The organism is Neptuniibacter pectenicola (assembly GCF_001597735.1).
GTDB classification, from domain to species: Bacteria; Pseudomonadota; Gammaproteobacteria; order Pseudomonadales; family Balneatricaceae; genus Neptuniibacter; species Neptuniibacter pectenicola.
In genome coordinates, this window is sequence record NZ_LUTS01000001.1 from 1 (window position 1) to 19,049 (window position 19,049).

Genomic DNA, 19,049 nt, shown 5'->3' on the forward strand with positions numbered 1-19,049 from the left:
GATATAAATCGCTATGGATGGTGACCTTCCTACAGAGGACTTTCACCTCATTAGTTCATGCCCATGCTGGGCGTACACAAGTTGCTTAAACGGACAAAAAACAGCTGGCTTTTGCTCGTTCCTCGCTAATTTTAGCCAGCTATTTTATTGCTGCTTAGCAAAGCGTTAGGCTCCTATGCCTTTACGTAGCTTTCATCAATTAAATCTCAATAAATGAATTGTCATTGAGTTGTTAAAAGGATATCGAAATGTTTAGCCATGTTATGATCGGAACCGATGATATAGAAGGTTCAGAACGTTTTTATAACGCTGTATTAGCTGTGCTAGGTATCAACGAGCCAGTACATAATGTAAATGACACTGGCCAGAAACGACTGTTCTATGTTCATAATGGGTCAGTGTTTTGTGTTACTGAGCCTATAAATGGTGAACCCGCATGTGCAGCTAATGGTTCAACTATTGGCTTTGCTTGTGACTCACCAGAGCAAGTAAAAGAATTTCATTCTGTTGCCATATCAAACGGCGCTACTAGCATTGAAGCTCCTCCAGGCTTACGTGATAATTCTACTGGCAAAAAGCACCTGTGCTATTTCTTGGATCTCGATGGTCATAAAATTTGTGGAATGTACCGCTGCGACTAAGGAGCACCTATCCGTTTTATCGGGGCAAGATCAAGCGCGCTTTGTCCACTAAAGCACACTATCGAGAGTCCCGTATGCTAATAAGATTATTCAGTTTAATTTTGTGTTTATGGTGTACTTTTTCAATGGCTGAGGAATGTGTTGTCTTACTTCATGGGATGGCTCGTTCCGATAGTTCTATGAATAAAATGGAAGCAGAACTTGAAAAGTCTGGCTATGCCGTAGTGAACTTTGACTACCCTTCAACCAAACATGATATTGAAAGTATAGCCAAAAATTATATTCCTAATGCTGTCGCGCAATGTAAACCTAACCTAACCATAAATTTTGTCACTCACTCTTTGGGTGGGATTGTGTTACGTCAATATTTAAGTGATAACAAATTAGACCGCTTAGGTCGTGTGGTAATGCTAGGTCCACCGAATAAAGGAAGTGAGGTTGTTGATAAATTAAAAAACGTTCCTGGATTTGAATTTATTAATGGCCCTGCAGGTTTAGAATTAGGCACAGATAAAACAAGTGTTCCAAATTCACTTGGAGCAGTGACCTATCAAGTAGGCGTAATAGCGGGCAGTTCAACTATTAATCCAATACTTTCTCAAATGCTTCCAAACCCTGACGATGGCAAAGTGTCTGTCGAAAAAACAAAAGTAAAAGGGATGACTGACCACATCATTATGCCCGTTTCTCACCCCTTTCTTATGCGAGATGATGCGGTGATTCAACAAGTAAAAATATTCCTGAAAAAGGGAAAGTTTCAGCATCATAGGGTTTCGCTCTAACTACACGTTAAACGAACACAGCATGTGTTCCTGCTGAAAGCTTATGAAAGTGGCCATTACACCATGAAGGAGATAAGTGATTATATTGGAGTTAGTTACTCTACAGTGAGCCGAAGAATAACGGGTACTGCACAATGCCAGGCTTGAGCCGTAAGTTTCTGTCAATCAAACCAACAAAGGATAGTGGTTAATAATGTTTAGATTTATTTGCATTTTCTTATTAGTAGCTCTTAGTGGCTGTGCTTCTTTCTATGAGCCTATTCCACAAGGGTACTCGGGAGAAACGGCAACAGTCATGGACTCATATGCCAACAAAACGTCTCTTGATGCACACTATTTTTATGTCACTAAAATCGATGAGAAAAGAGTAGAAACAAGTTGGTATTTAACCCGAGTAGCCCACATAGGAAAGGGAACGATGTTTTCTCCAATTATTAAAGAGCATCAGGTAACTACTCAGGAACAAACCTTTTCAGTAATAGGTCATATTTTTTACCCAACTGATGCTCAGGGTCTGTTTTCAGATGACCTTACTGTCGAGAAAAATGTAACGTTCTCTCCTAAAGCTGGTGAGGTATATACAGTTAAAGGGAAGCTAAGCCCGCAAGGTTCAACAATTTGGATTGAAGATTCGTCAGGAAGAAAAGTTGCTGACAGCTAACAAAAACAGGCAGTTGACACATGATACACTCAACTGCTGTAAGCGCTATATGGAACACCAAATTTCATTAACAAGCAGGCACGTTGGGCCTACTAATTTTTAAACAAACAAGGAATAAAAAGTATGTTTCCAAAAATTATTGTAACGTTGTTCTTAGCCGTAGTTATGACAGGTTGCTCAACCTACTCAGCTAACCGTTATTCAATATCAGTCGATAATGTAACGGCTTTAAAAGAGATCAATGGAACAAAACTGGATGTAGGTGAGTTTACCGCGTCGAAACCAGGCCAAACAGAAATCATGTGTCGTGGCGTTGGTCCAATTAAAACTCCTGACGGACAGACCTTTGAGAACTTTATTAAAAAAGCTTTAGTAGATGAGCTGAAAATCGCAGAGGCTTATTCCAATTCAGCAACAATTACACTGACAGGAAATTTAGACGCTATCGATTTCTCATCAAACTCAGGGACATGGAATCTCGCGCTTACTGTTAATTCATCAAACGGACATTCCCTTTCCGCATCAGAAAATTATTCATATACAACAAGCTTTTATGGCGAAACGGCTTGTAACCAAACAGCTCAGGCGCTAATGCCAGCCGTTCAAAACCTCATTGGTAAAGTTGTGCAGAACAATGAATTTAGAAAGCTAATTCAATAAATAGCCTAATAAAAGTAGGCTAAAAAACAAACAGAGTCAGAGTAAAATTAAATACATAGGAGGCTTAAATGAGCTTTTAGATTAAATGCGTTTATTTTTACTCTACCCCCATTCTATCGTATGCCTCTGGCTTTCAGCTAACCCACGAAAATGGGGGTCAGCACCTCGTGGAAGTCATTATGTCTAAGCGAAAAGGAGAATCAAAAACCTAAGGGGTCAGGTCTTGCATCGTGCATGTTGGTGGCTGATACCTAACTAGGCCATATTCTTTTACAGGTTTTTACAAGGTGTGTGAAGTATGTCACGACCGCTTAGCATTGAATGTTCAGCTGCGCCACCAGCGGCTAATCAATTTTATGAACACATTGAGTTTACAAATAATCCTCGCTGTTTTGTCCACTACAGCGCACTATCGAGAGTCCCGTATGCTAATAAGATTATTCAGTTTAATTTTGTGTTTATGGCGTATAAAAATAAAAAGAGATGGATTCGAGCATAAGCATCAATAGGAATAACCGGCTCAGATACCTTACTGAAAGCAATTTTCGATAGTGAAGCGTTCTCACTAAAAAGGCTTTCTGAGCCCGTTATTTTAAGCTAAAAGCTCCCGTCTAATAATCTCTGTACCTGCTCTTAATGCTTCGAGCTTGGCGCTGGCGACTCGACGAGATAAAGGTGCCATACCGCAGTTGGTACAGGGGTAGAGTTTATCAGCATCGACAAATTCAAGTGCTTTTCGCAAGGTGTCGGCGACCTCTTCAGGGGTCTCAATCTTGTCAGTCGCGACATCAATCGCCCCTACCATCACTTTTTTACCTCGAATCAGTTCAAGTAACTCGATAGGGACATGGGCGTTATGACACTCTAATGAGATAATATCGATATTCGATTGTTGCAGCTTGGGAAACACCGCTTCATATTGTCGCCACTCGGACCCTAATGTTTTTTTCCAATCGGTATTGGCTTTAATGCCATAGCCGTAACAGATATGTACAACCGTTTCACATTTCAGCCCTTCAATTGCCCGCTCTAGGCACGCGATCCCCCACGCATTAACCTCATCAAAAAAAACATTAAATGCGGGCTCGTCAAATTGAATAATATCAACGCCTGCCGCCTCTAACTCCTTGGCTTCTTGATTAAGAATTTTGGCAAACTCCCATGCGAGCTTTTCACGGCTCTTATAGTGGTCATCATAGAGCGTGTCGATCATCGTCATGGGGCCAGGCAATGCCCATTTAATCGGTTGTTTGGTTTGCTGACGTAAAAATTTAGCATCGTCAACAAACGCAGGTTTTTGGCGGGAAACAGGACCAACAACCGTGGGGACGCTCGCGTCATAACGATCGCGAATTTTAACGGTTTTACGTTTTTCAAAATCAACACCGTCTAGGTGCTCAATAAAGGTTGTCACAAAATGTTGCCGCGTTTGCTCGCCATCACTGACGATATCAATACCCGCCTGTTGCTGCTCGTGTAATGACACACGTAATGCATCCTGTTTGCCATCAATTAATGCCTCACCTTGCAGCTTCCAAGGCGACCAGAGTGTTTCAGGTTCTGCAAGCCACGAAGGTTTAGGTAAACTGCCTGCGGTTGATGTTGGTAATAGTGTTTTCATAATAAATCATGCCGTCTCTGTCATTGAATAATTGAACGTAATGCTTAAGCGTAATTAGCGGACCATTGCTCAAGCACCGTTTGGTAAGGTTTGATAAAGTGCTTTTCAGCAAACTTACCTTGTTCATTAGCTAATTGGCTTCGCTCTTCTCTGTCATAAATAATTTGGGTGACGGAGTGATCTCGGTTTTTCAACTTAGGCTGATAGCGTTGGCCTGCCACAGCGTTGGCATTATAAATTTCAGGACGATAGATTTTCTGAAAGGTCTCCATCGTACTGATCGTACTGATCAGTTCGAGGGGGGTATAATCATTCAGCAAATCGCCAAAGAAATAAAACGCTAACGGAGCCACGCTATTTGGGGGCATGAAATAACGCACCTGTAAGCCCATTTTTTCAAAGTATTGCTCCGTCAAGGATGGCTCATTCGGCTGATATTCAAACCCTAAAACAGGGTGCTGATTCTCTGTTCGATAGTACGTTTTACTGTCAGAAACGCTCAAACAGATCACCGGCGGTTTTGTAAAATGCTGTTTATAAGCCGTTGAATTAACAAAATATTTAAACAACTTACCGTGCAGGTCACCAAAGTTCTCTGGAATACTGAATGTGGACTGATGCTTATTATGATCCAACAGCAAGACACTAAAATCATAATCGCGAACATAAGAAGAAAAGTTATTGCCAACAATCCCTTCGATTCGCTCTTCCGTTTTATGATCAACAATGTTTGTTTTTAATACTTCAATCGCGGGGAAGCTTTGGCCATTACCCTCAATATCGAGATCAACAGAAATAATGTCTAATTCGACAGAGTAACGATCCCCATTAGGGTTATCCCAATGGGCCATGGCATTAAAACGGTTATCAATCATCTCTAGGGTGTTAGACAAGTTCTCTTGACGACGCTCGCCTCTGGCTAAATTGGCAAAGTTAGTTGTAATGCGCGTATTGTTTGACGGGCGATAGTTTTTATCGAAGCCAATGCGCTTAATCGTAAAGGTAAAATCTGTATTCATCGTAATCGCACCCTAATTCCTTGTATAAAGCCTGAATTGATTCCTGACTATGTCTCGCCTGTTTAGCTTATTGTGCCGGTTCCCTCTGTTGGCCTGTATGGCCTTATCAGAGTCAACTGCAATATTGTCTAGGCTGAATAGCTGAATAGCTGAATGTATTTTATACCTGCTCTTTATGATGAATAAAAATGCTTTATATTCAAATTTTATTGAATTAAATTCATAATTAAAAATACGAGGACTATCAACAGATCGCTGTCATATTTTTTTAGGTGGGTTCGAACATAAGATCTCTACTGTTCGTTATAAGGTGATGGCGCTCACCCACGCTGCAACGAAAGCCAACCGGTTGACAGCCAAAGTCTCGTCAGAGGATAATGCGTTTAGGCTTATTGGACGCCTGCCTCGCAAAAGCGATAGTGCCAATCATATATATTTCGCAAGCAGCCGCTTGCATATCATCTCAGGTTGATAGCGAGTAGACCGATTAAAGTAGGCGATATGCATATGACAAAGCCCAGCCGTGGTCTTAACACACCCGAAAACGACAGACTTAAACTGATACTACGTGTAGCAAAATCATTACACCGTGCGGCTAGATCTGATTCACGTCCACACTCTCTGCCTGTGTTGCGCAGATTGATTGCCAGCGAAACCTTTCGCCACATTTCATTACCCGAACTCTACCGTCAACGAATGACTATCCAGCGCAAACATATATTGCACATGCTAGCCCTAGAGGCTGGAAACCTTAATTGGTCAGACTACAAGACAACGATCAAAGCCCACCCCGAAGCACAACCGCTTGATTACAATTTGGCATTAAAGCATGCCGGTTACCCCAATATCTGGTTCACATCCCTGCCCGAAGCGGAAAGATACGCGGCGGCACAGGGAGGCCAACCGATCGCTGTAGGGAAACAAGCCGTTGTGATCCCCTTTCAGGAACAGGCTTGCTAAAGTAGCCGAACACAACCGATAAACCCGCTCGCCACCCCAGTCACAACAAGGGTGGCGAGTGGTGCTCAACAATGGGGTGATCTTACAGAAGATCTGGTATATTGCTTCGTAAATACCCTCTAATCACTGTGAAGGTCGAGTTTGTTTATGCAGCGCTTATCGTTAAAACTAGTACTGAGTGCTTTGTCGCTTATCTTGTTAGTCGCTTTCTCTGGATATAGCAGCGCAGGGGAACCCCTAAATTTAAAGAAAACCATGAAGCAGATGCGACTGCATTATAAACATGCATTGGATGCCGATTCAGCTCAGGGCTTTAATCAAAATCTTGGCGAGTTCAAAACCTACCTCAAAAGCGCGCAAGCTTATGATTTTTCGCCGGAACGTAAAGTCATTTCGCTGGAAGGTTTAGATAAAGTAGCGCGTTTTGTTGATGCGATTCCACCAGCAACAGCTGACAACCTCAGCCTAGTTCAACAAGAGCTCAGCACAATCGACCAGTTGCGTACGGAGTACCATAAAAAAGCTAAGCCCGGTCTCTGGGAGATGTTCCTAAGCTTTTTTAAATAAAAAGGAACCTAATCACCTGATTTAGGTAAAAACAAGAAACAAACAAGGACTCATTATGAAAAGACTATTAACACTCTCAGGCATTATTCTTTCCATACTTCTTCCCAGCGTCGCTTTTGCACATCAAGCAAATGGCGGAGGCTTTATAGCGGGGTTATCTCACCCTGTCCTTGGGTTTGACCATCTATTAGCCATGTTAAGTGTTGGTATTCTTAGCGCACAAATGGGCGGCCGTGCGCTATGGTTAGTACCTACAACATTTGTATTAGTCATGCTAGTAGGCGGTGTTCTAGGCTTAAATGATATTGCCTTAATGTCTGTGGAAACTGGCATTTCAATTTCGGTGCTTGTTTTAGGTATCTCACTGACAATCGAGAGAAAAATTGCACCTATTTTGGCCATGTGTTTTGTCGGTTTTTTTGCGATTTTTCATGGTTACGCCCACGGCATTGAAATGCCTTACTTAGCAAACCCAGCCTATTATGCCCTCGGCTTTATTGTAGGCACAGCGAGTATCCATGTTATAGGCGTGTTGATCGGCACAATTGCCACTCAACTATCTAATGGAGCACAGCTCTTAAGGTATCTAGGCGCGGGTATCGCAGGTATAGGTTTCCACTTAGTTATCATGTAAAAACCTCATCAGGCGCTTATTAGATCGCCATAATCATGGCCGCTTTCTACACATACGGTAAACAGCGGCCATGATGCTTTCACCAATTAGAGAATGGCTAACCCAAGTATTCCTCCAGTGGTTACGGGCAGTAACCGCCACTTTTTAAACCGAGCTAGTTTTAGACAACTAAAAGCCCCCTATTTTTAATGACGGTCTTCCTATAGGATCGCCCCTATGATTTTTACTGATTAAATGCCCTCACAATGGGACGCCATACTGTAAGCTTAATCAGCCCCCTCTTCCTTTTTGATAAGACAAAACCAATGACTGATATAACAGTAGCAACGCACAGCGGTAATTTTCATGCAGATGACGTATTTAGTATCGCTGCACTTAAACATATTTTTCCGTCGCTTACACTGATACGCACACGTGATTTAGCCTTGATTGCTAAGGCTGATCTTGCGATTGATGTGGGCGGTGAATATGACCCCGAGACGGGCCGTTTTGATCATCATCAACGGGGCGGTGCCGGTGAGCGCGAGAACGGTATTCCCTACTCTTCTTTTGGTTTGATTTGGCAAACCTATGGTTTAGAAATATGCCAAGGCAATCAAGAGGTCGCGGACTCTGTCGATGCGGGCCTTGTCTCGACCATTGATGCCATCGATTGTGGCCATGTAGAAGGGGTTGCTAAAGGGATTAGCCTTAGCCAAACAATCTCTATGTTTAACCCGACATGGCAGGAAGATAGTCACTTTGATACCGGCTTTGATGAGGCGGTTGAGTTTGCCACGCGCGTTTTAACACGCTTTATTGCATCAGCAAATGGCGGTATTAGTGCCAAATCGATTGTCGCTAAGGCGATTGAAGATGCCAAAGATCCACGCGTCATTGTGTTAGAAAAATTTACCCCCTGGAAAAGAACCGTACACGCCTTATCTGAAGAGGCGCTCTACATGATCTATCCATCAGATTCGGGTCAATGGCGAATTCAAACCGTTCCGGTAGAACCGGGGTCATTTGAAGATAGAAAATCACTGCCTAAACCTTGGGCGGGCTTATCTGATCAAGCCCTGCAAGAAGTGACAGGGCTTGATGATGCTATGTTCTGCCATAACGGATTATTTATTGCAGGTGCTGAGTCGTTTGAAAGCACAATGAAAATGGCAGCAATGGCACTTGAATACGCTTAAACGGGCGCTTCAACTAAACAGATCATTTGGTTGCTAGCAGCGTTACGCTTAGCAATTGATAAACAGGTTTATAAAAGGGAAGCTTCTTTCCTTTTATAAACGTTTACGTTGCGGTTAAACCACCCTGCCCCTCGCTCTTGCTATCTTTGGGCACAGACATAGATTGCGTTGATTGCGCCCCTCTCTGATCGGCCTGTTCAGCGATAAGGGTTGAACAATAGCGTCCGCAACATAAGGTTATCAATACAGTCACAACAAACACTAATAAACTAATACGTATCTTCATTTTTTATATCCATCTACTGACTCCTTGTTTGAGTGCAAGATCGGATAAAAATTCAATCTTTATTCCTTAGCCCTAAATAAGCTTGTGGTATGATGCCCGCAAGATCAGCTTGCATAGACGAATTCGATTATGAAAAACAACTTTTACTACGATTTAGAGTCCGCAAAAATCGGCGCTCAAACAGATCTAACCTCAGCCTTAGATAATTTACGTTTTAATGAGGACGGATTAATTCCCGCTATCGCTCAGCAAAACGAAACCGGTGAAGTCTTAATGATGGCGTGGATGAACCGCGCATCAATTGAGGAAACCTTAAAAACGGGCCACGTATGTTACTGGTCCCGCTCCCGCCAAGCTTACTGGCGCAAAGGTGAAAGCTCTGGGCACGTGCAACATTTGGTCGAGATGCGTATTGATTGTGATGGCGACACCCTACTGTGCTTAGTCAATCAGTCGGGGCCCGCTTGCCATACCGAACGCTCTAACTGCTTCTTCCATGCGGTAAAGGGTGATCAGATCGAGATTATTGCTGAGCCGTGCTGCGCAGAATAGGCGCAGCGCTCGAAAATAAGACAATAAAAAACCACGCAATGGCGTGGTTTTTTATTCGCTAGATGATTAGCGATTAGAGCGATCTTTCTGCGCTTCACGGTAGGCTTCTTTTGCTTTACGGTGTGCTTTAACCGCATCTTGCACATCGCCGCCTAAATGGGCTTCGCCCCGTTCATTCGCCAGTTGAACTTGATGTTCCCGCTCTCTAAAGCGGCTTTTCTGCTCATCCGTCATGGTCTCTATACAATGTAGACAACTGACACCACGCTCATAACTATCTAACTGCTTCTCTTCTTCGGTAATCGGCATACGACACGCATGACACTGATCGTAATCACCCACTTCGAGCCCATGCTTTACGGATACACGACCGTCAAATACGAAACAGTCCCCTTTCCACATAGATTCGGTTTCAGGCACTTCTTCTAGGTATTTTAAAATGCCGCCTTCAAGGTGATAAACCTCATCAAACCCTTGCTCTTTTAAGTAGGCCGTAGATTTCTCACAACGGATACCACCGGTACAGAACATCGCCACTTTTTTGTTCTTTTCAGGGTCTAAGTTATTTGCAACATACTCAGGAAATTCACGGAACGTTTTTGTCTCTGGATCTAAAGCGTTCTCAAAAGTACCAATCGCCACCTCATAGTCATTACGGGTATCAACCAGTACAACATCTGGGTCTGAGATTAACGCATTCCAATCTTTCGGCTTAACGTACGTGCCTACCACACGTTTAGGGTCAATACCTTCAACCCCCATGGTCACAATCTCTTTCTTTAACTTAACCTTGGTCCGCATAAACGGATTGCTGCTATCAAACGATTCTTTATAACCTACATCCGATAAACGCTCATCCTGACGCAACCAATTAAGGACCGCATCAATCCCCTGACGTGTACCGGCAATGGTGCCGTTAATCCCTTCCACCGCAAGCAGCAAGGTGCCCTTAACGTCCGCCTCGACCATACAGTCATGCAGTGGTTGACGTAACGCTTCGTAATCATCGAGGGTGACAAATTTATATAAGGCACACACCACTATAGGGGTGTTGTTTTGATCTGGGTTAGACATATAGACTCCGCTAATTGGGGCGTAATCCCAACGCAAAATAGAGGCAGCCAACGTGGCCACATAGCAAACAGAATGTAGGGAATACCTACCTGAAAACCGAGTAAAATACTCAGAAAACGGATTTTAAAGCATTAGGAAAGGAAGCGCACATACTATCGATGAAAGCCCTTGTAGGAGCTCACCCCGTGGGCGAATGAATTACGCTCTTTAACCCAAACACAATCCTTCGGCCAGAGGCTGGCCTCCTACAAATACCCCCTGTCGGTGCCGGGGCGAATGAATTACGCATCCAACCCCACAAAAACACCAATCCCTTGTAGGAGCTCACCCCGTGAGCGAATGAATTACACACCCAACCCCAACAAACACACCAATCCCTTGTAGGAGCCCACCCTGTGGGCGAATGAATTACGCATCCACCCCAACGAAAACACCAATCCCTTCGGCCAGACACTCGTTCCGAGCATAAAGGCTGGCCTCCTACAAACACCCCCTATAGACACACCCCATCCCTTGTAGGAGCTCACCCCGTGAGCGAATGAATTACGCTCCTTAACCCAGAATATCTTTGGCAAAGGCTTCTGCACGTATTTTTTCAATGTACGCTAATAGGTTGGCATGTTTAGCAACGCGGGGTTTACCCACTTCTGCTTTTTCGATGTAATCGATAATTGGAATCAAAATCAGGTCGGCCGCTGTTATTTCATTACCGCACAGGTAAGGCTGTTCCGCTAACTGATCAGCAACAACAGCTAATCCATGCTCAACCCCGGGAAGCGCAGCTTCTACTTTATCCATGCGCACTGAGCCATCTTCACCTTGGGGGAAAATAAACTCCAACAGCACTTTACGAACAATCTTAAAATCCACATAGATACCGCTAATGCCGCTCCACTGCTCAACCTGCGCTTGGGCAAACGCATCGGTTGGGTACAACGGCGTACCACCGTACGCATTCTCTAAATAATGCAAAATCGCGACGGTCTCAGCAATCGGACCTTGATCGGTTAATAGCACGGGGAATTTGGTAAAAGGATGAATCGCTTTATGGCCCGCAGTATGAAAGCCAACCTCTTCACCATTCACCTCTGTCGTAACTTCATAAGCGAGTCCTTTAAGTTCACATGCCATCATGACACTACGTACAAACGTGCTAAAAGAGGGGCCGTAAATTTTAATAGGTGCGGTCATAACTGTACTCCAGTTTTATGAATAATGAGGTACCACTGTAGTAACTACCACTATATGTTCAAGAACATATTTTGAACCTATGCCATACTCATTTAACGCAAGCGAGGAGCGATAGCTAATGGGTTGGACAACAGAGCAAAAAAACACAAGCCGCGAAAAGATTATCAGCAGCGCAGCCGAACTCTTTACCAAACAGGGGTTTGATAATGTAGCGATCAACGATGTGATGAAGCATGCAGGCCTTACCCGCGGTGCGTTTTACAACCACTTTAACTCTAAAAGCGAGCTCTATGCCGAAGCGATTTTAACGGCCGCCAAGCTCGCTAAACGCCATACTTTAGAGCAATCAGGGTTTAAGCTAGCCGATATTATTGAAACCTATTTAAGCGATAAACACCGACAAGGTGAGTTCTCCTGCCCGCTTGCTTTTTTAACCACCGACATCCATCAACGTGATGACAACGTACGGTCGACCTATACCCGCGTGCTAAAAGGTTTTATTGATAACATTCATGAATTGAATGGCGATGAAAAAGCCCTGAGCGAAAAAGACGCAATGAAAAAAGCCGTGCTGATGATTGGAGGCTTAGCCATTGCCCGTGCGGTGAACGAGGATGATTTTGCCGAACGTCTGCTCAATGCCTGCCGTGAGGGCGTTAACCCTTAACGACTCAATAGGGTCCCGCCCGGTAGGCGCATAAAAAAACGGCCTCTTAAAGAGACCGTTTTTATCGCGTACCTAATGTTAGGCGTAGGTGTATTACTTACCCCAAGAGTCGCGCAATCCAACCGTACGGTTAAACACTAAGGTCTCTGCCGTAGAATCCGCATCAACACAGAAGTAACCGGTCCGCTCAAACTGGTAGCGACTTTCAACCGCAGCATCCGCTAAACCACTCTCGCAGCGCCCGCCCGTTACTACCACAAGTGACTCAGGATTGATAAATTCATTAAAGTCGCGTTCTTTATCCGCGTCAGGGTTTTCAACCGTAAACAAACGATCATATTCACGCACTTCGCATGGCACAGAGTTATCAGCCGATACCCAATGAATAACACCTTTAGGTTTGTACCCTTCCGGGTTAGCGCCTTTAGTAGCCGCATCGTATGAACATTTAAGTTCAACCACGTTACCCTCAGCGTCTTTAATCACTTCATCACAAGTGATGACATAAGCGCCACGTAAACGAACCGCCACACCTTGTGTTAAACGTTTCCATTTGCGAGGAGGCACTTCAGCGAAGTCATCCTGCTCTATCAACAAGTTGCGAGTAAAAGGCACTTTTCGCATACCCATTGTGTCATCTTTTGGATGTTTCGGTAGCTCAAACCACTCTTCTAACGCGTCATCATAGTTAGTGATTGTCACTTTTAAAGGGCGAACAACACACATGGCACGTGGCGAGTTTTTATCGAGATCTTCACGCACTGCGGCTTCAAGCATCCCCATATCAACCACACCATTGGAGCGCGTAACACCCACCATGTCGCAGAAGTTACGTAACGATGCGGGGGTATAACCACGACGACGTAAACCAGAGATTGTCGGCATACGTGGATCATTCCAACCGGTGACAATGTTCTCATCCACCAACTGTTTAAGCTTACGCTTACTGGTGATGGTGTAGTTAAGTTCTAAACGTGAGAACTCATACTGCTTAGGCACCACCGGTACCGGTAAGTTTTCAAGAAACCACTCATACAGTGGACGGTGGTCTTCAAACTCTAAGGTACAGATCGAGTGCGTCACACCTTCTATAGCATCAGATTGGCCATGGGCAAAATCATAGATGGGATAGATACACCATTTATCGCCTGTCTGATGGTGATTAGTATGCAGGATACGATAGATCATCGGATCACGCAGGTTCATGTTAGGTGATTGCATATCAATCTTGGCGCGTAAAGAGCAAGCACCTTCCGCAAACTCACCGTTTTTCATCTTTTCAAAGAGTGCGAGGTTCTCTTCAACACTGCGGTTGCGATACGGGCTATCTTTACCCGGTGTAGTGAAGTTACCACGGTACTCACGCGCTTCGTCTGGACCTAAGTCACACACATAGGCTTTACCTTCATTAATAAGGTATACCGCCCACGCGTAAAGCTGATCAAAGTAATTGGAGGTGTAGCAGATATCGCCCTGCCATTGAAAACCTAACCATTTAACGTCTTCAATAATAGAATCGATATATTCTTGGCTCTCTTTCTCTGGGTTTGTATCATCAAACCGAAGATTACACCCACCTTTATATTTTTCTGCTGTTCCAAAATTCAAACAGATCGATTTAGCATGACCAATGTGCAAGTAGCCATTGGGCTCTGGCGGAAAACGGGTAACAACTTTACCGCCGTTTTTACCCTGCTCCAGATCCTGTTCTATCACTTGATGGATGAAGTTTGTTGGCTTGCTGCTTTCTGTTGTGCTCATAGGTAGCGTCTTAATCCTGGAATAGCATGAATTCTGTATCGCCTTACTATACGGTCAAAATCCGTAAGGCGAGTAAAAAGTTGCCCCATTATAAACGGATGCTCTCTATAAATGGCAGAGCACAAACAAACAAATTGATCGATTTACCTATTATTTAGTCCGTTCAGTTCTTCGGAGCGCCCTATTGCCTTTAGAGTTACTCCCAAAGAACAAACAAGGATGCGTTTCTTTTCGACTTGAGTATAATGGCCCGGTTAAAGGCGAAGAAGTGGACACTATAACGATGATAATTCTCCATACCAATTTTGGTGACATATCCTTAGAGCTTGATTACGAAAAAGCCCCAAAAACAGCAGAAAACTTTGAACAATACGTAACCGACGGTTTTTACGATGGTGTGATTTTTCACCGCGTGATTAACGGGTTTATGCTTCAGGGTGGTGGCTTTGAACCGGGCATGGTTCAAAAAGTAACACGCGAAACAATAGAAAACGAAGCCGATAACGGACTTTCCAATGCAGCGGGTACGGTTGCAATGGCGCGGACAATGGACCCGCATAGCGCTTCTGCACAATTCTTTATTAACGTATCCGATAATACCTTTTTGGATCATACGGCTAAAACAACAGAAGGCTGGGGTTATGCCGTCTTTGGTAAAGTCGTTGAAGGTATGGATGTAGTTAACAAACTAAAAACGGCTGCGACGACGATGCGTGCGGGCCATCAAGATGTGCCTGTAGAAGACATCATTATTGAATCGGCTGAACTTGTAGACGAAAAAGCAGACGCCGAAGCAGAAAGCACTGAAGAGTAAACATGTCTGTTTATTTCATCTCAGATTTACATCTGAAACCCGAACGCCCGGATCTTTCTCGGGCGTTTTCATCTTTCCTATCACACACCGCTCAAGGTGCTGATGCGTTATACCTGTTAGGTGATATTTTTGATGCCTGGATCGGCGATGATGCGCCCGTACCCGGTATTGAGCCGTTAGTCGCTCAGCTCAAACAGCTCAGTGATGGCGGTTGCAAAATTTACTTTCAACATGGCAACCGTGATTTTTTAGTGGGTTCAGACTTTACCGACCGTATTGGGGCCGAGTTACTTCCCGAACAAACCGTACACACCCTGCCCATAGGCAAGGCGCTCATCTTGCACGGTGATCAGCTCTGCACTGACGATCAAGAGTATATGCAGTTTCGTGCGATGGTACGTAACCCCGCATGGCAACAACAGATCCTCAGTAAACCTATAGATGAACGTATAGCCCTCGCAAAACAGCTACGCACCACCAGTCAAGAACGGACAGCGGAAAAGGATGATTACATCACGGATGTTAATGCCGATGAAGTGAATAAGCAGCTTAACAAGGCCGATGTTACGCTCATGATTCATGGTCATACCCACCGTCCAGCCATCCATACCTTTGATACTCAAGGCCATGAAGCCACTAGGATTGTACTCGGGGATTGGGACACGCAGGGTTGGTATTTAAAAGTCGATCATGACAACTATCAACTGATCAGCTTTGGTATTGCCGATGCGCCTTAAATAAGACGTACGCTAGATAAAGAGTATTCAGTTATTACGATAAGCGCTTGCCTTAACAAGCGCTGATAACCTCAGCCAGCCTTACGCCATAAATGTCGGCTTACCACTATGAAAACGAAACTCATCGTCATCACTTTCAACCAAGTTCTGTTCCACCTCTCTAAAGACTTGAATACGGTCTTCAATAGGCTCACCCGCATACTCTTCCGCTAAACCAAGATAATCTTGATAATGACGCCCTTCCGATTTAAGTAATGAACGGTAAAACTTAGCCAGCTCATCATCTAAGAAAGGGGCCAGTTTGGCGAACCGTTCACAGGATCGAGCCTCTATAAATGCACCTACAATTAATAGATCAATAAGGTGGCCGGGTTCATAGGTACGTACCTTTTTCAGCATTCCACCAGCATAACGTGCCGATGAAAGGTGCGTATAAACCACACCCCGCTCCTGCATAATCGCAAGCACTTGCTCAAAATGGATCAACTCCTCCCTCGCCAAACGGGACATTTTATTTAACAGGTCAACACGATCTACATAGCGAAACATCAAACGCATCGCCGTTGATGCCGCCTTCTTTTCACAATGGGCATGATCGATCAATAAAATATCCTGATTGGCCAGTGCCGCCTGAATCCATAAATCAGGGGTTTCACAGGCTAAAAAGCCTTTAATCTCATCGAGCGCGTCCATTAATTGTATCCAATACCATGCTAACTAAAGTGGGGAGGCATTATAGCGAGCGATGAATACGCATGCACCACCCCATACCCAGAGAACCGCGACAAAGTATGAATAAATTGATAAAGCGCAGTCCTACTCTCTTTTTATTCGATACCCAACGCAATAAAGACACCGTTACCGACTAACAAGCAACTAGAAAAAACACCGCCCGCGCCCTTGTAAAACAGGCTAAAAACCCTCTCGCCAGCGGCGTTAATTTCTCGATAAATTCCAAGGATAAAAAAAAACTAATCAAAAGCCCCATTTACTTGTAATTTTTCTTCGAAAAGTCATAAAAAAGACTGTATACTGTCGCGCAATTTTAGGACCTCACATAGTCGAGTAAAGAGATGACAGACCTATCCAAGTACAGAAACATTGGTATTTTCGCGCACGTAGATGCGGGTAAAACCACTACAACAGAACGTATCCTAAAGCTTACGGGTAAAATCCATAAGACTGGTGAGGTTCACGATGGTGAATCTACTACTGACTTCATGGAACAGGAAGCTGAGCGCGGTATTACCATTCAGTCCGCGGCGATCACCACTTTCTGGAAAGATCACCGTATGAACGTAATCGATACTCCGGGACACGTTGACTTCACTGTTGAAGTATATCGTTCTCTTAAAGTACTTGATGGCGGCATCGGCGTATTCTGTGGTTCTGGTGGTGTTGAACCACAATCAGAAACTAACTGGCGTTATGCAGATGAATCCGGCGTATCCCGTATCATCTTCGTAAACAAACTAGACCGTTTGGGTGCTGACTTCCTTAAAGTTGTTGAGCAGATCGAAAACGTACTAGCGGCTAAGCCTCTTGTTATGACATTACCAATCGGTCGTGAAGATGACTTTGTTGGTGTTGTCGACATCCTAAGCAAAAAAGCTTACGTTTGGGATGATACTGGCCTACCTGAGAACTTCGAAGTTAAAGACGTACCTGCCGACATGGTAGACGACGTTGATATGTACCACGAACAGCTAATCGAAACAGCTGTTGAGCAAGATGACGACCTAATGATGGCTTACATGGAAGGCGAAGTACCTTCTATTGAAGAGATCAAACGTTGCATCCGTAAAGGTACACTTGAACTAGCGTTCTTCCCAACATACTGTGGTTCCGCATTCAAAAACAAAGGTATCCAGCTAATCCTTGATGCCGTTGTAGATTACCTACCATCACCGACAGAAGTTGTTCCACAGGATCTAACGGATGAATTAGGTGAACCAACAGGTCAGGTTGCTACCGTATCTGTTGACGAGCCATTCCGTGCCCTTGCATTCAAAATCATGGATGACCGTTTCGGTGCCCTTACCTTTATCCGTATCTACTCCGGTAAGTTGAAGAAAGGCGACACTATCCTCAACTCGTTCACAGGCAAAACTGAACGTATTGGTCGTATGTGTGAAATGGAAGCCGACGAGCGTAAAGAACTTGAATCCGCTCAAGCCGGTGACATCATCGCTATCGTAGGCATGAAAAACGTACAGACAGGTCACACACTTTGTGATCCTAAACATGAATGTACGCTTGAAGCTATGGTATTCCCTGAGCCAGTAATCTCTATCGCTGTTGAGCCTAAAGATAAAGGCGGTGCTGAGAAAATGGGTCTTGCCATTGGTAAAATGGTTGCAGAAGATCCAACATTCCTAGTACACACAGATGAAGATAGCGGCCAAACAATCCTTCGTGGTATGGGCGAGCTTCACCTAGATATCAAAGTAGATATCCTTAAGCGTACTTACGGCGTTGACCTAATTGTTGGTGAGCCTCAAGTAGCTTACCGCGAAACAATCACTAAAGAGATTGAAGATTCTTATACCCATAAGAAACAGTCTGGTGGTTCTGGTCAGTTCGGTAAAATCGATTACCGTATCAAACCAGGTGAGCCAAACTCTGGCTTCACATTTACCTCTACAGTTGTAGGCGGTAACGTACCTAAAGAATTCTTCCCTGCTGTTGAGAAAGGCTTCAAGAGCATGATGGAACAGGGTGTTCTAGCTGGCTTCCCAGTACTAGACGTTGAAGTAGAGCTTTTCGACGGTGGTTTCCACGCGGTTGACTCCTCTGCTGTAGCCTTCGAAATCGCTGCAAAAGGCGCATTCCGTCAGTCTATCCCTAAAGCAGGCGCACAGCTTCTTGAACCTATCATGAAAGTTGACGTGTTCACGCCAGAAGATCACGTAGGTGATGTTATCGGTGACCTTAACCGTCGTCGCGGCATGATCTCTGGTCAAGAAGCAGCAGGTTCTGGTGTACGTATTAAAGCAGACGTTCCACTATCTGAAATGTTCGGTTACATCGGACACCTACGTACAATGACATCCGGTCGTGGTCAGTTCTCTATGGAGTTCTCTCACTACAGCGCTTGTCCAACAAGTGTTGCAGAAACGGTTATTGCTGACGTTAAAGCACGCAATGCCGCTAAGTAATCTAATTACTTAACGCACAACAAAAAGCCCGATGAGAAATCATCGGGCTTTTTTGTATAGTCCATTTAGCAAACCCGATAAAACCT

Annotated in this window: 20 protein-coding genes; 13 read left to right on the forward strand and 7 right to left on the reverse strand. The window is 44.2% G+C overall.

Annotation, left to right across the window (positions count from 1 at the left end; genetic code table 11):
• Positions 1-248 precede the first annotated feature (248 nt).
• The 4 genes from A3773_RS00005 to A3773_RS00020 all read left to right on the forward strand — a co-directional run bounded on the left by A3773_RS00005 (position 249) and on the right by A3773_RS00020 (position 2,744).
• Positions 249-641, forward strand: coding sequence for a VOC family protein (locus A3773_RS00005; protein ID WP_067981420.1), 393 nt, complete (start codon positions 249-251; stop codon positions 639-641).
• 125 nt (positions 642-766) lie between these two features.
• Entirely contained in the window at positions 767-1,423 is a 657-nt protein-coding gene (locus A3773_RS00010; protein ID WP_067981422.1) for an esterase/lipase family protein, read from the forward strand.
• A 193-nt stretch (positions 1,424-1,616) separates the two neighbouring features.
• A complete protein-coding gene (locus tag A3773_RS00015; protein ID WP_067981426.1) occupies positions 1,617-2,084 on the forward strand; it encodes a hypothetical protein in 468 nt (155 codons plus the stop codon).
• A gap of 123 nt (positions 2,085-2,207) precedes the next feature.
• The gene (locus tag A3773_RS00020) at positions 2,208-2,744 is read left to right on the forward strand and encodes a hypothetical protein (RefSeq protein ID WP_067981427.1); all 537 of its coding nucleotides are present in this window, start codon (positions 2,208-2,210) and stop codon (positions 2,742-2,744) included.
• Positions 2,745-3,336: 592 nt separating this feature from the next.
• On the opposite strand, the gene A3773_RS00025 is transcribed toward A3773_RS00020, so the two are convergent.
• Both A3773_RS00025 and A3773_RS00030 read right to left on the reverse strand, forming a co-directional pair.
• The gene (locus A3773_RS00025; RefSeq protein WP_067981429.1) at positions 3,337-4,365 is read right to left on the reverse strand and encodes a methionine synthase; all 1,029 of its coding nucleotides are present in this window, start codon (positions 4,363-4,365) and stop codon (positions 3,337-3,339) included.
• A gap of 44 nt (positions 4,366-4,409) precedes the next feature.
• Positions 4,410-5,384, reverse strand: a complete 975-nt coding sequence (locus A3773_RS00030) for a DUF1852 domain-containing protein (RefSeq protein ID WP_067981431.1) — start codon at positions 5,382-5,384, stop codon at positions 4,410-4,412.
• 507 nt (positions 5,385-5,891) lie between these two features.
• Between A3773_RS00030 and A3773_RS00035 the strand changes: the two genes are divergently transcribed.
• The 4 genes from A3773_RS00035 to A3773_RS00050 all read left to right on the forward strand — a co-directional run bounded on the left by A3773_RS00035 (position 5,892) and on the right by A3773_RS00050 (position 8,723).
• Positions 5,892-6,344, forward strand: a complete 453-nt coding sequence (locus tag A3773_RS00035) for a hypothetical protein (protein WP_067981432.1) — start codon at positions 5,892-5,894, stop codon at positions 6,342-6,344.
• Between the two features lie 147 nt (positions 6,345-6,491).
• A complete protein-coding gene (locus tag A3773_RS00040; protein ID WP_067981435.1) occupies positions 6,492-6,911 on the forward strand; it encodes a cytochrome b562 in 420 nt (139 codons plus the stop codon).
• 55 nt (positions 6,912-6,966) lie between these two features.
• On the forward strand, positions 6,967-7,545 hold the full coding sequence (locus A3773_RS00045; protein ID WP_067981437.1) for a HupE/UreJ family protein: 579 nt from the start codon (positions 6,967-6,969) through the stop codon (positions 7,543-7,545).
• Positions 7,546-7,850: 305 nt separating this feature from the next.
• Positions 7,851-8,723, forward strand: coding sequence for an MYG1 family protein (locus A3773_RS00050; RefSeq protein WP_067981439.1), 873 nt, complete (start codon positions 7,851-7,853; stop codon positions 8,721-8,723).
• A 103-nt stretch (positions 8,724-8,826) separates the two neighbouring features.
• On the opposite strand, the gene A3773_RS00055 is transcribed toward A3773_RS00050, so the two are convergent.
• On the reverse strand, positions 8,827-9,009 hold the full coding sequence (locus A3773_RS00055; RefSeq protein ID WP_067981441.1) for a hypothetical protein: 183 nt from the start codon (positions 9,007-9,009) through the stop codon (positions 8,827-8,829).
• A gap of 129 nt (positions 9,010-9,138) precedes the next feature.
• Between A3773_RS00055 and hisI the strand changes: the two genes are divergently transcribed.
• Positions 9,139-9,561 carry a phosphoribosyl-AMP cyclohydrolase gene (gene hisI / locus A3773_RS00060; RefSeq protein ID WP_067981443.1) on the forward strand — a complete coding sequence of 141 codons (423 nt, stop codon included), beginning with the start codon at positions 9,139-9,141 and terminating at the stop codon, positions 9,559-9,561.
• 66 nt (positions 9,562-9,627) lie between these two features.
• On the opposite strand, the gene trhO is transcribed toward hisI, so the two are convergent.
• Together trhO and A3773_RS00070 are read right to left on the reverse strand one after the other, a co-directional pair.
• Positions 9,628-10,635 carry an oxygen-dependent tRNA uridine(34) hydroxylase TrhO gene (gene trhO, locus A3773_RS00065; RefSeq protein ID WP_067981445.1) on the reverse strand — a complete coding sequence of 336 codons (1,008 nt, stop codon included), beginning with the start codon at positions 10,633-10,635 and terminating at the stop codon, positions 9,628-9,630.
• Between the two features lie 552 nt (positions 10,636-11,187).
• Positions 11,188-11,826 carry a glutathione S-transferase family protein gene (locus A3773_RS00070; RefSeq protein ID WP_067981447.1) on the reverse strand — a complete coding sequence of 213 codons (639 nt, stop codon included), beginning with the start codon at positions 11,824-11,826 and terminating at the stop codon, positions 11,188-11,190.
• A gap of 118 nt (positions 11,827-11,944) precedes the next feature.
• Here A3773_RS00070 and A3773_RS00075 point away from each other — a divergent pair, with 118 nt between their 5' ends.
• Positions 11,945-12,493, forward strand: coding sequence for a TetR/AcrR family transcriptional regulator (locus tag A3773_RS00075; RefSeq protein WP_067981448.1), 549 nt, complete (start codon positions 11,945-11,947; stop codon positions 12,491-12,493).
• 93 nt (positions 12,494-12,586) lie between these two features.
• Here A3773_RS00075 and A3773_RS00080 read toward each other — a convergent pair whose 3' ends face one another.
• Positions 12,587-14,254, reverse strand: a complete 1,668-nt coding sequence (locus A3773_RS00080) for a glutamine--tRNA ligase/YqeY domain fusion protein (RefSeq protein WP_067981450.1) — start codon at positions 14,252-14,254, stop codon at positions 12,587-12,589.
• A 283-nt stretch (positions 14,255-14,537) separates the two neighbouring features.
• Between A3773_RS00080 and A3773_RS00085 the strand changes: the two genes are divergently transcribed.
• A complete protein-coding gene (locus tag A3773_RS00085; RefSeq protein WP_067982639.1) occupies positions 14,538-15,068 on the forward strand; it encodes a peptidylprolyl isomerase in 531 nt (176 codons plus the stop codon).
• A gap of 2 nt (positions 15,069-15,070) precedes the next feature.
• Positions 15,071-15,805: a UDP-2,3-diacylglucosamine diphosphatase gene (locus A3773_RS00090; RefSeq protein ID WP_067981452.1), complete on the forward strand. Its 735-nt coding sequence runs from the start codon at positions 15,071-15,073 to the stop codon at positions 15,803-15,805.
• An 81-nt stretch (positions 15,806-15,886) separates the two neighbouring features.
• Here the strand turns inward: A3773_RS00090 and A3773_RS00095 are convergent, their stop codons facing one another.
• Positions 15,887-16,498 carry a MiaE family protein gene (locus tag A3773_RS00095; protein WP_067981455.1) on the reverse strand — a complete coding sequence of 204 codons (612 nt, stop codon included), beginning with the start codon at positions 16,496-16,498 and terminating at the stop codon, positions 15,887-15,889.
• A gap of 380 nt (positions 16,499-16,878) precedes the next feature.
• Between A3773_RS00095 and fusA the strand changes: the two genes are divergently transcribed.
• Positions 16,879-18,963 (forward strand): elongation factor G, encoded by a 2,085-nt coding sequence (gene fusA, locus A3773_RS00100; RefSeq protein WP_067981457.1) that lies wholly within the window; start codon positions 16,879-16,881, stop codon positions 18,961-18,963.
• The last annotated feature ends 86 nt before the right edge of the window (positions 18,964-19,049 follow it).

Coding starts and splice junctions, on each gene's coding strand:
- A3773_RS00005 (WP_067981420.1), top strand. CDS start 249: ATGTTTAGCCATGTTATGATCGGAACCGATGATATAGAAGGTTCAGAA.
- A3773_RS00010 (WP_067981422.1), top strand. CDS start 767: ATGGCTGAGGAATGTGTTGTCTTACTTCATGGGATGGCTCGTTCCGAT.
- A3773_RS00015 (WP_067981426.1), top strand. CDS start 1,617: ATGTTTAGATTTATTTGCATTTTCTTATTAGTAGCTCTTAGTGGCTGT.
- A3773_RS00020 (WP_067981427.1), top strand. CDS start 2,208: ATGTTTCCAAAAATTATTGTAACGTTGTTCTTAGCCGTAGTTATGACA.
- A3773_RS00025 (WP_067981429.1), bottom strand. CDS start 4,365: ATGAAAACACTATTACCAACATCAACCGCAGGCAGTTTACCTAAACCT.
- A3773_RS00030 (WP_067981431.1), bottom strand. CDS start 5,384: ATGAATACAGATTTTACCTTTACGATTAAGCGCATTGGCTTCGATAAA.
- A3773_RS00035 (WP_067981432.1), top strand. CDS start 5,892: ATGACAAAGCCCAGCCGTGGTCTTAACACACCCGAAAACGACAGACTT.
- A3773_RS00040 (WP_067981435.1), top strand. CDS start 6,492: ATGCAGCGCTTATCGTTAAAACTAGTACTGAGTGCTTTGTCGCTTATC.
- A3773_RS00045 (WP_067981437.1), top strand. CDS start 6,967: ATGAAAAGACTATTAACACTCTCAGGCATTATTCTTTCCATACTTCTT.
- A3773_RS00050 (WP_067981439.1), top strand. CDS start 7,851: ATGACTGATATAACAGTAGCAACGCACAGCGGTAATTTTCATGCAGAT.
- A3773_RS00055 (WP_067981441.1), bottom strand. CDS start 9,009: ATGAAGATACGTATTAGTTTATTAGTGTTTGTTGTGACTGTATTGATA.
- hisI (WP_067981443.1), top strand. CDS start 9,139: ATGAAAAACAACTTTTACTACGATTTAGAGTCCGCAAAAATCGGCGCT.
- trhO (WP_067981445.1), bottom strand. CDS start 10,635: ATGTCTAACCCAGATCAAAACAACACCCCTATAGTGGTGTGTGCCTTA.
- A3773_RS00070 (WP_067981447.1), bottom strand. CDS start 11,826: ATGACCGCACCTATTAAAATTTACGGCCCCTCTTTTAGCACGTTTGTA.
- A3773_RS00075 (WP_067981448.1), top strand. CDS start 11,945: ATGGGTTGGACAACAGAGCAAAAAAACACAAGCCGCGAAAAGATTATC.
- A3773_RS00080 (WP_067981450.1), bottom strand. CDS start 14,254: ATGAGCACAACAGAAAGCAGCAAGCCAACAAACTTCATCCATCAAGTG.
- A3773_RS00085 (WP_067982639.1), top strand. CDS start 14,538: ATGATAATTCTCCATACCAATTTTGGTGACATATCCTTAGAGCTTGAT.
- A3773_RS00090 (WP_067981452.1), top strand. CDS start 15,071: ATGTCTGTTTATTTCATCTCAGATTTACATCTGAAACCCGAACGCCCG.
- A3773_RS00095 (WP_067981455.1), bottom strand. CDS start 16,498: ATGGACGCGCTCGATGAGATTAAAGGCTTTTTAGCCTGTGAAACCCCT.
- fusA (WP_067981457.1), top strand. CDS start 16,879: ATGACAGACCTATCCAAGTACAGAAACATTGGTATTTTCGCGCACGTA.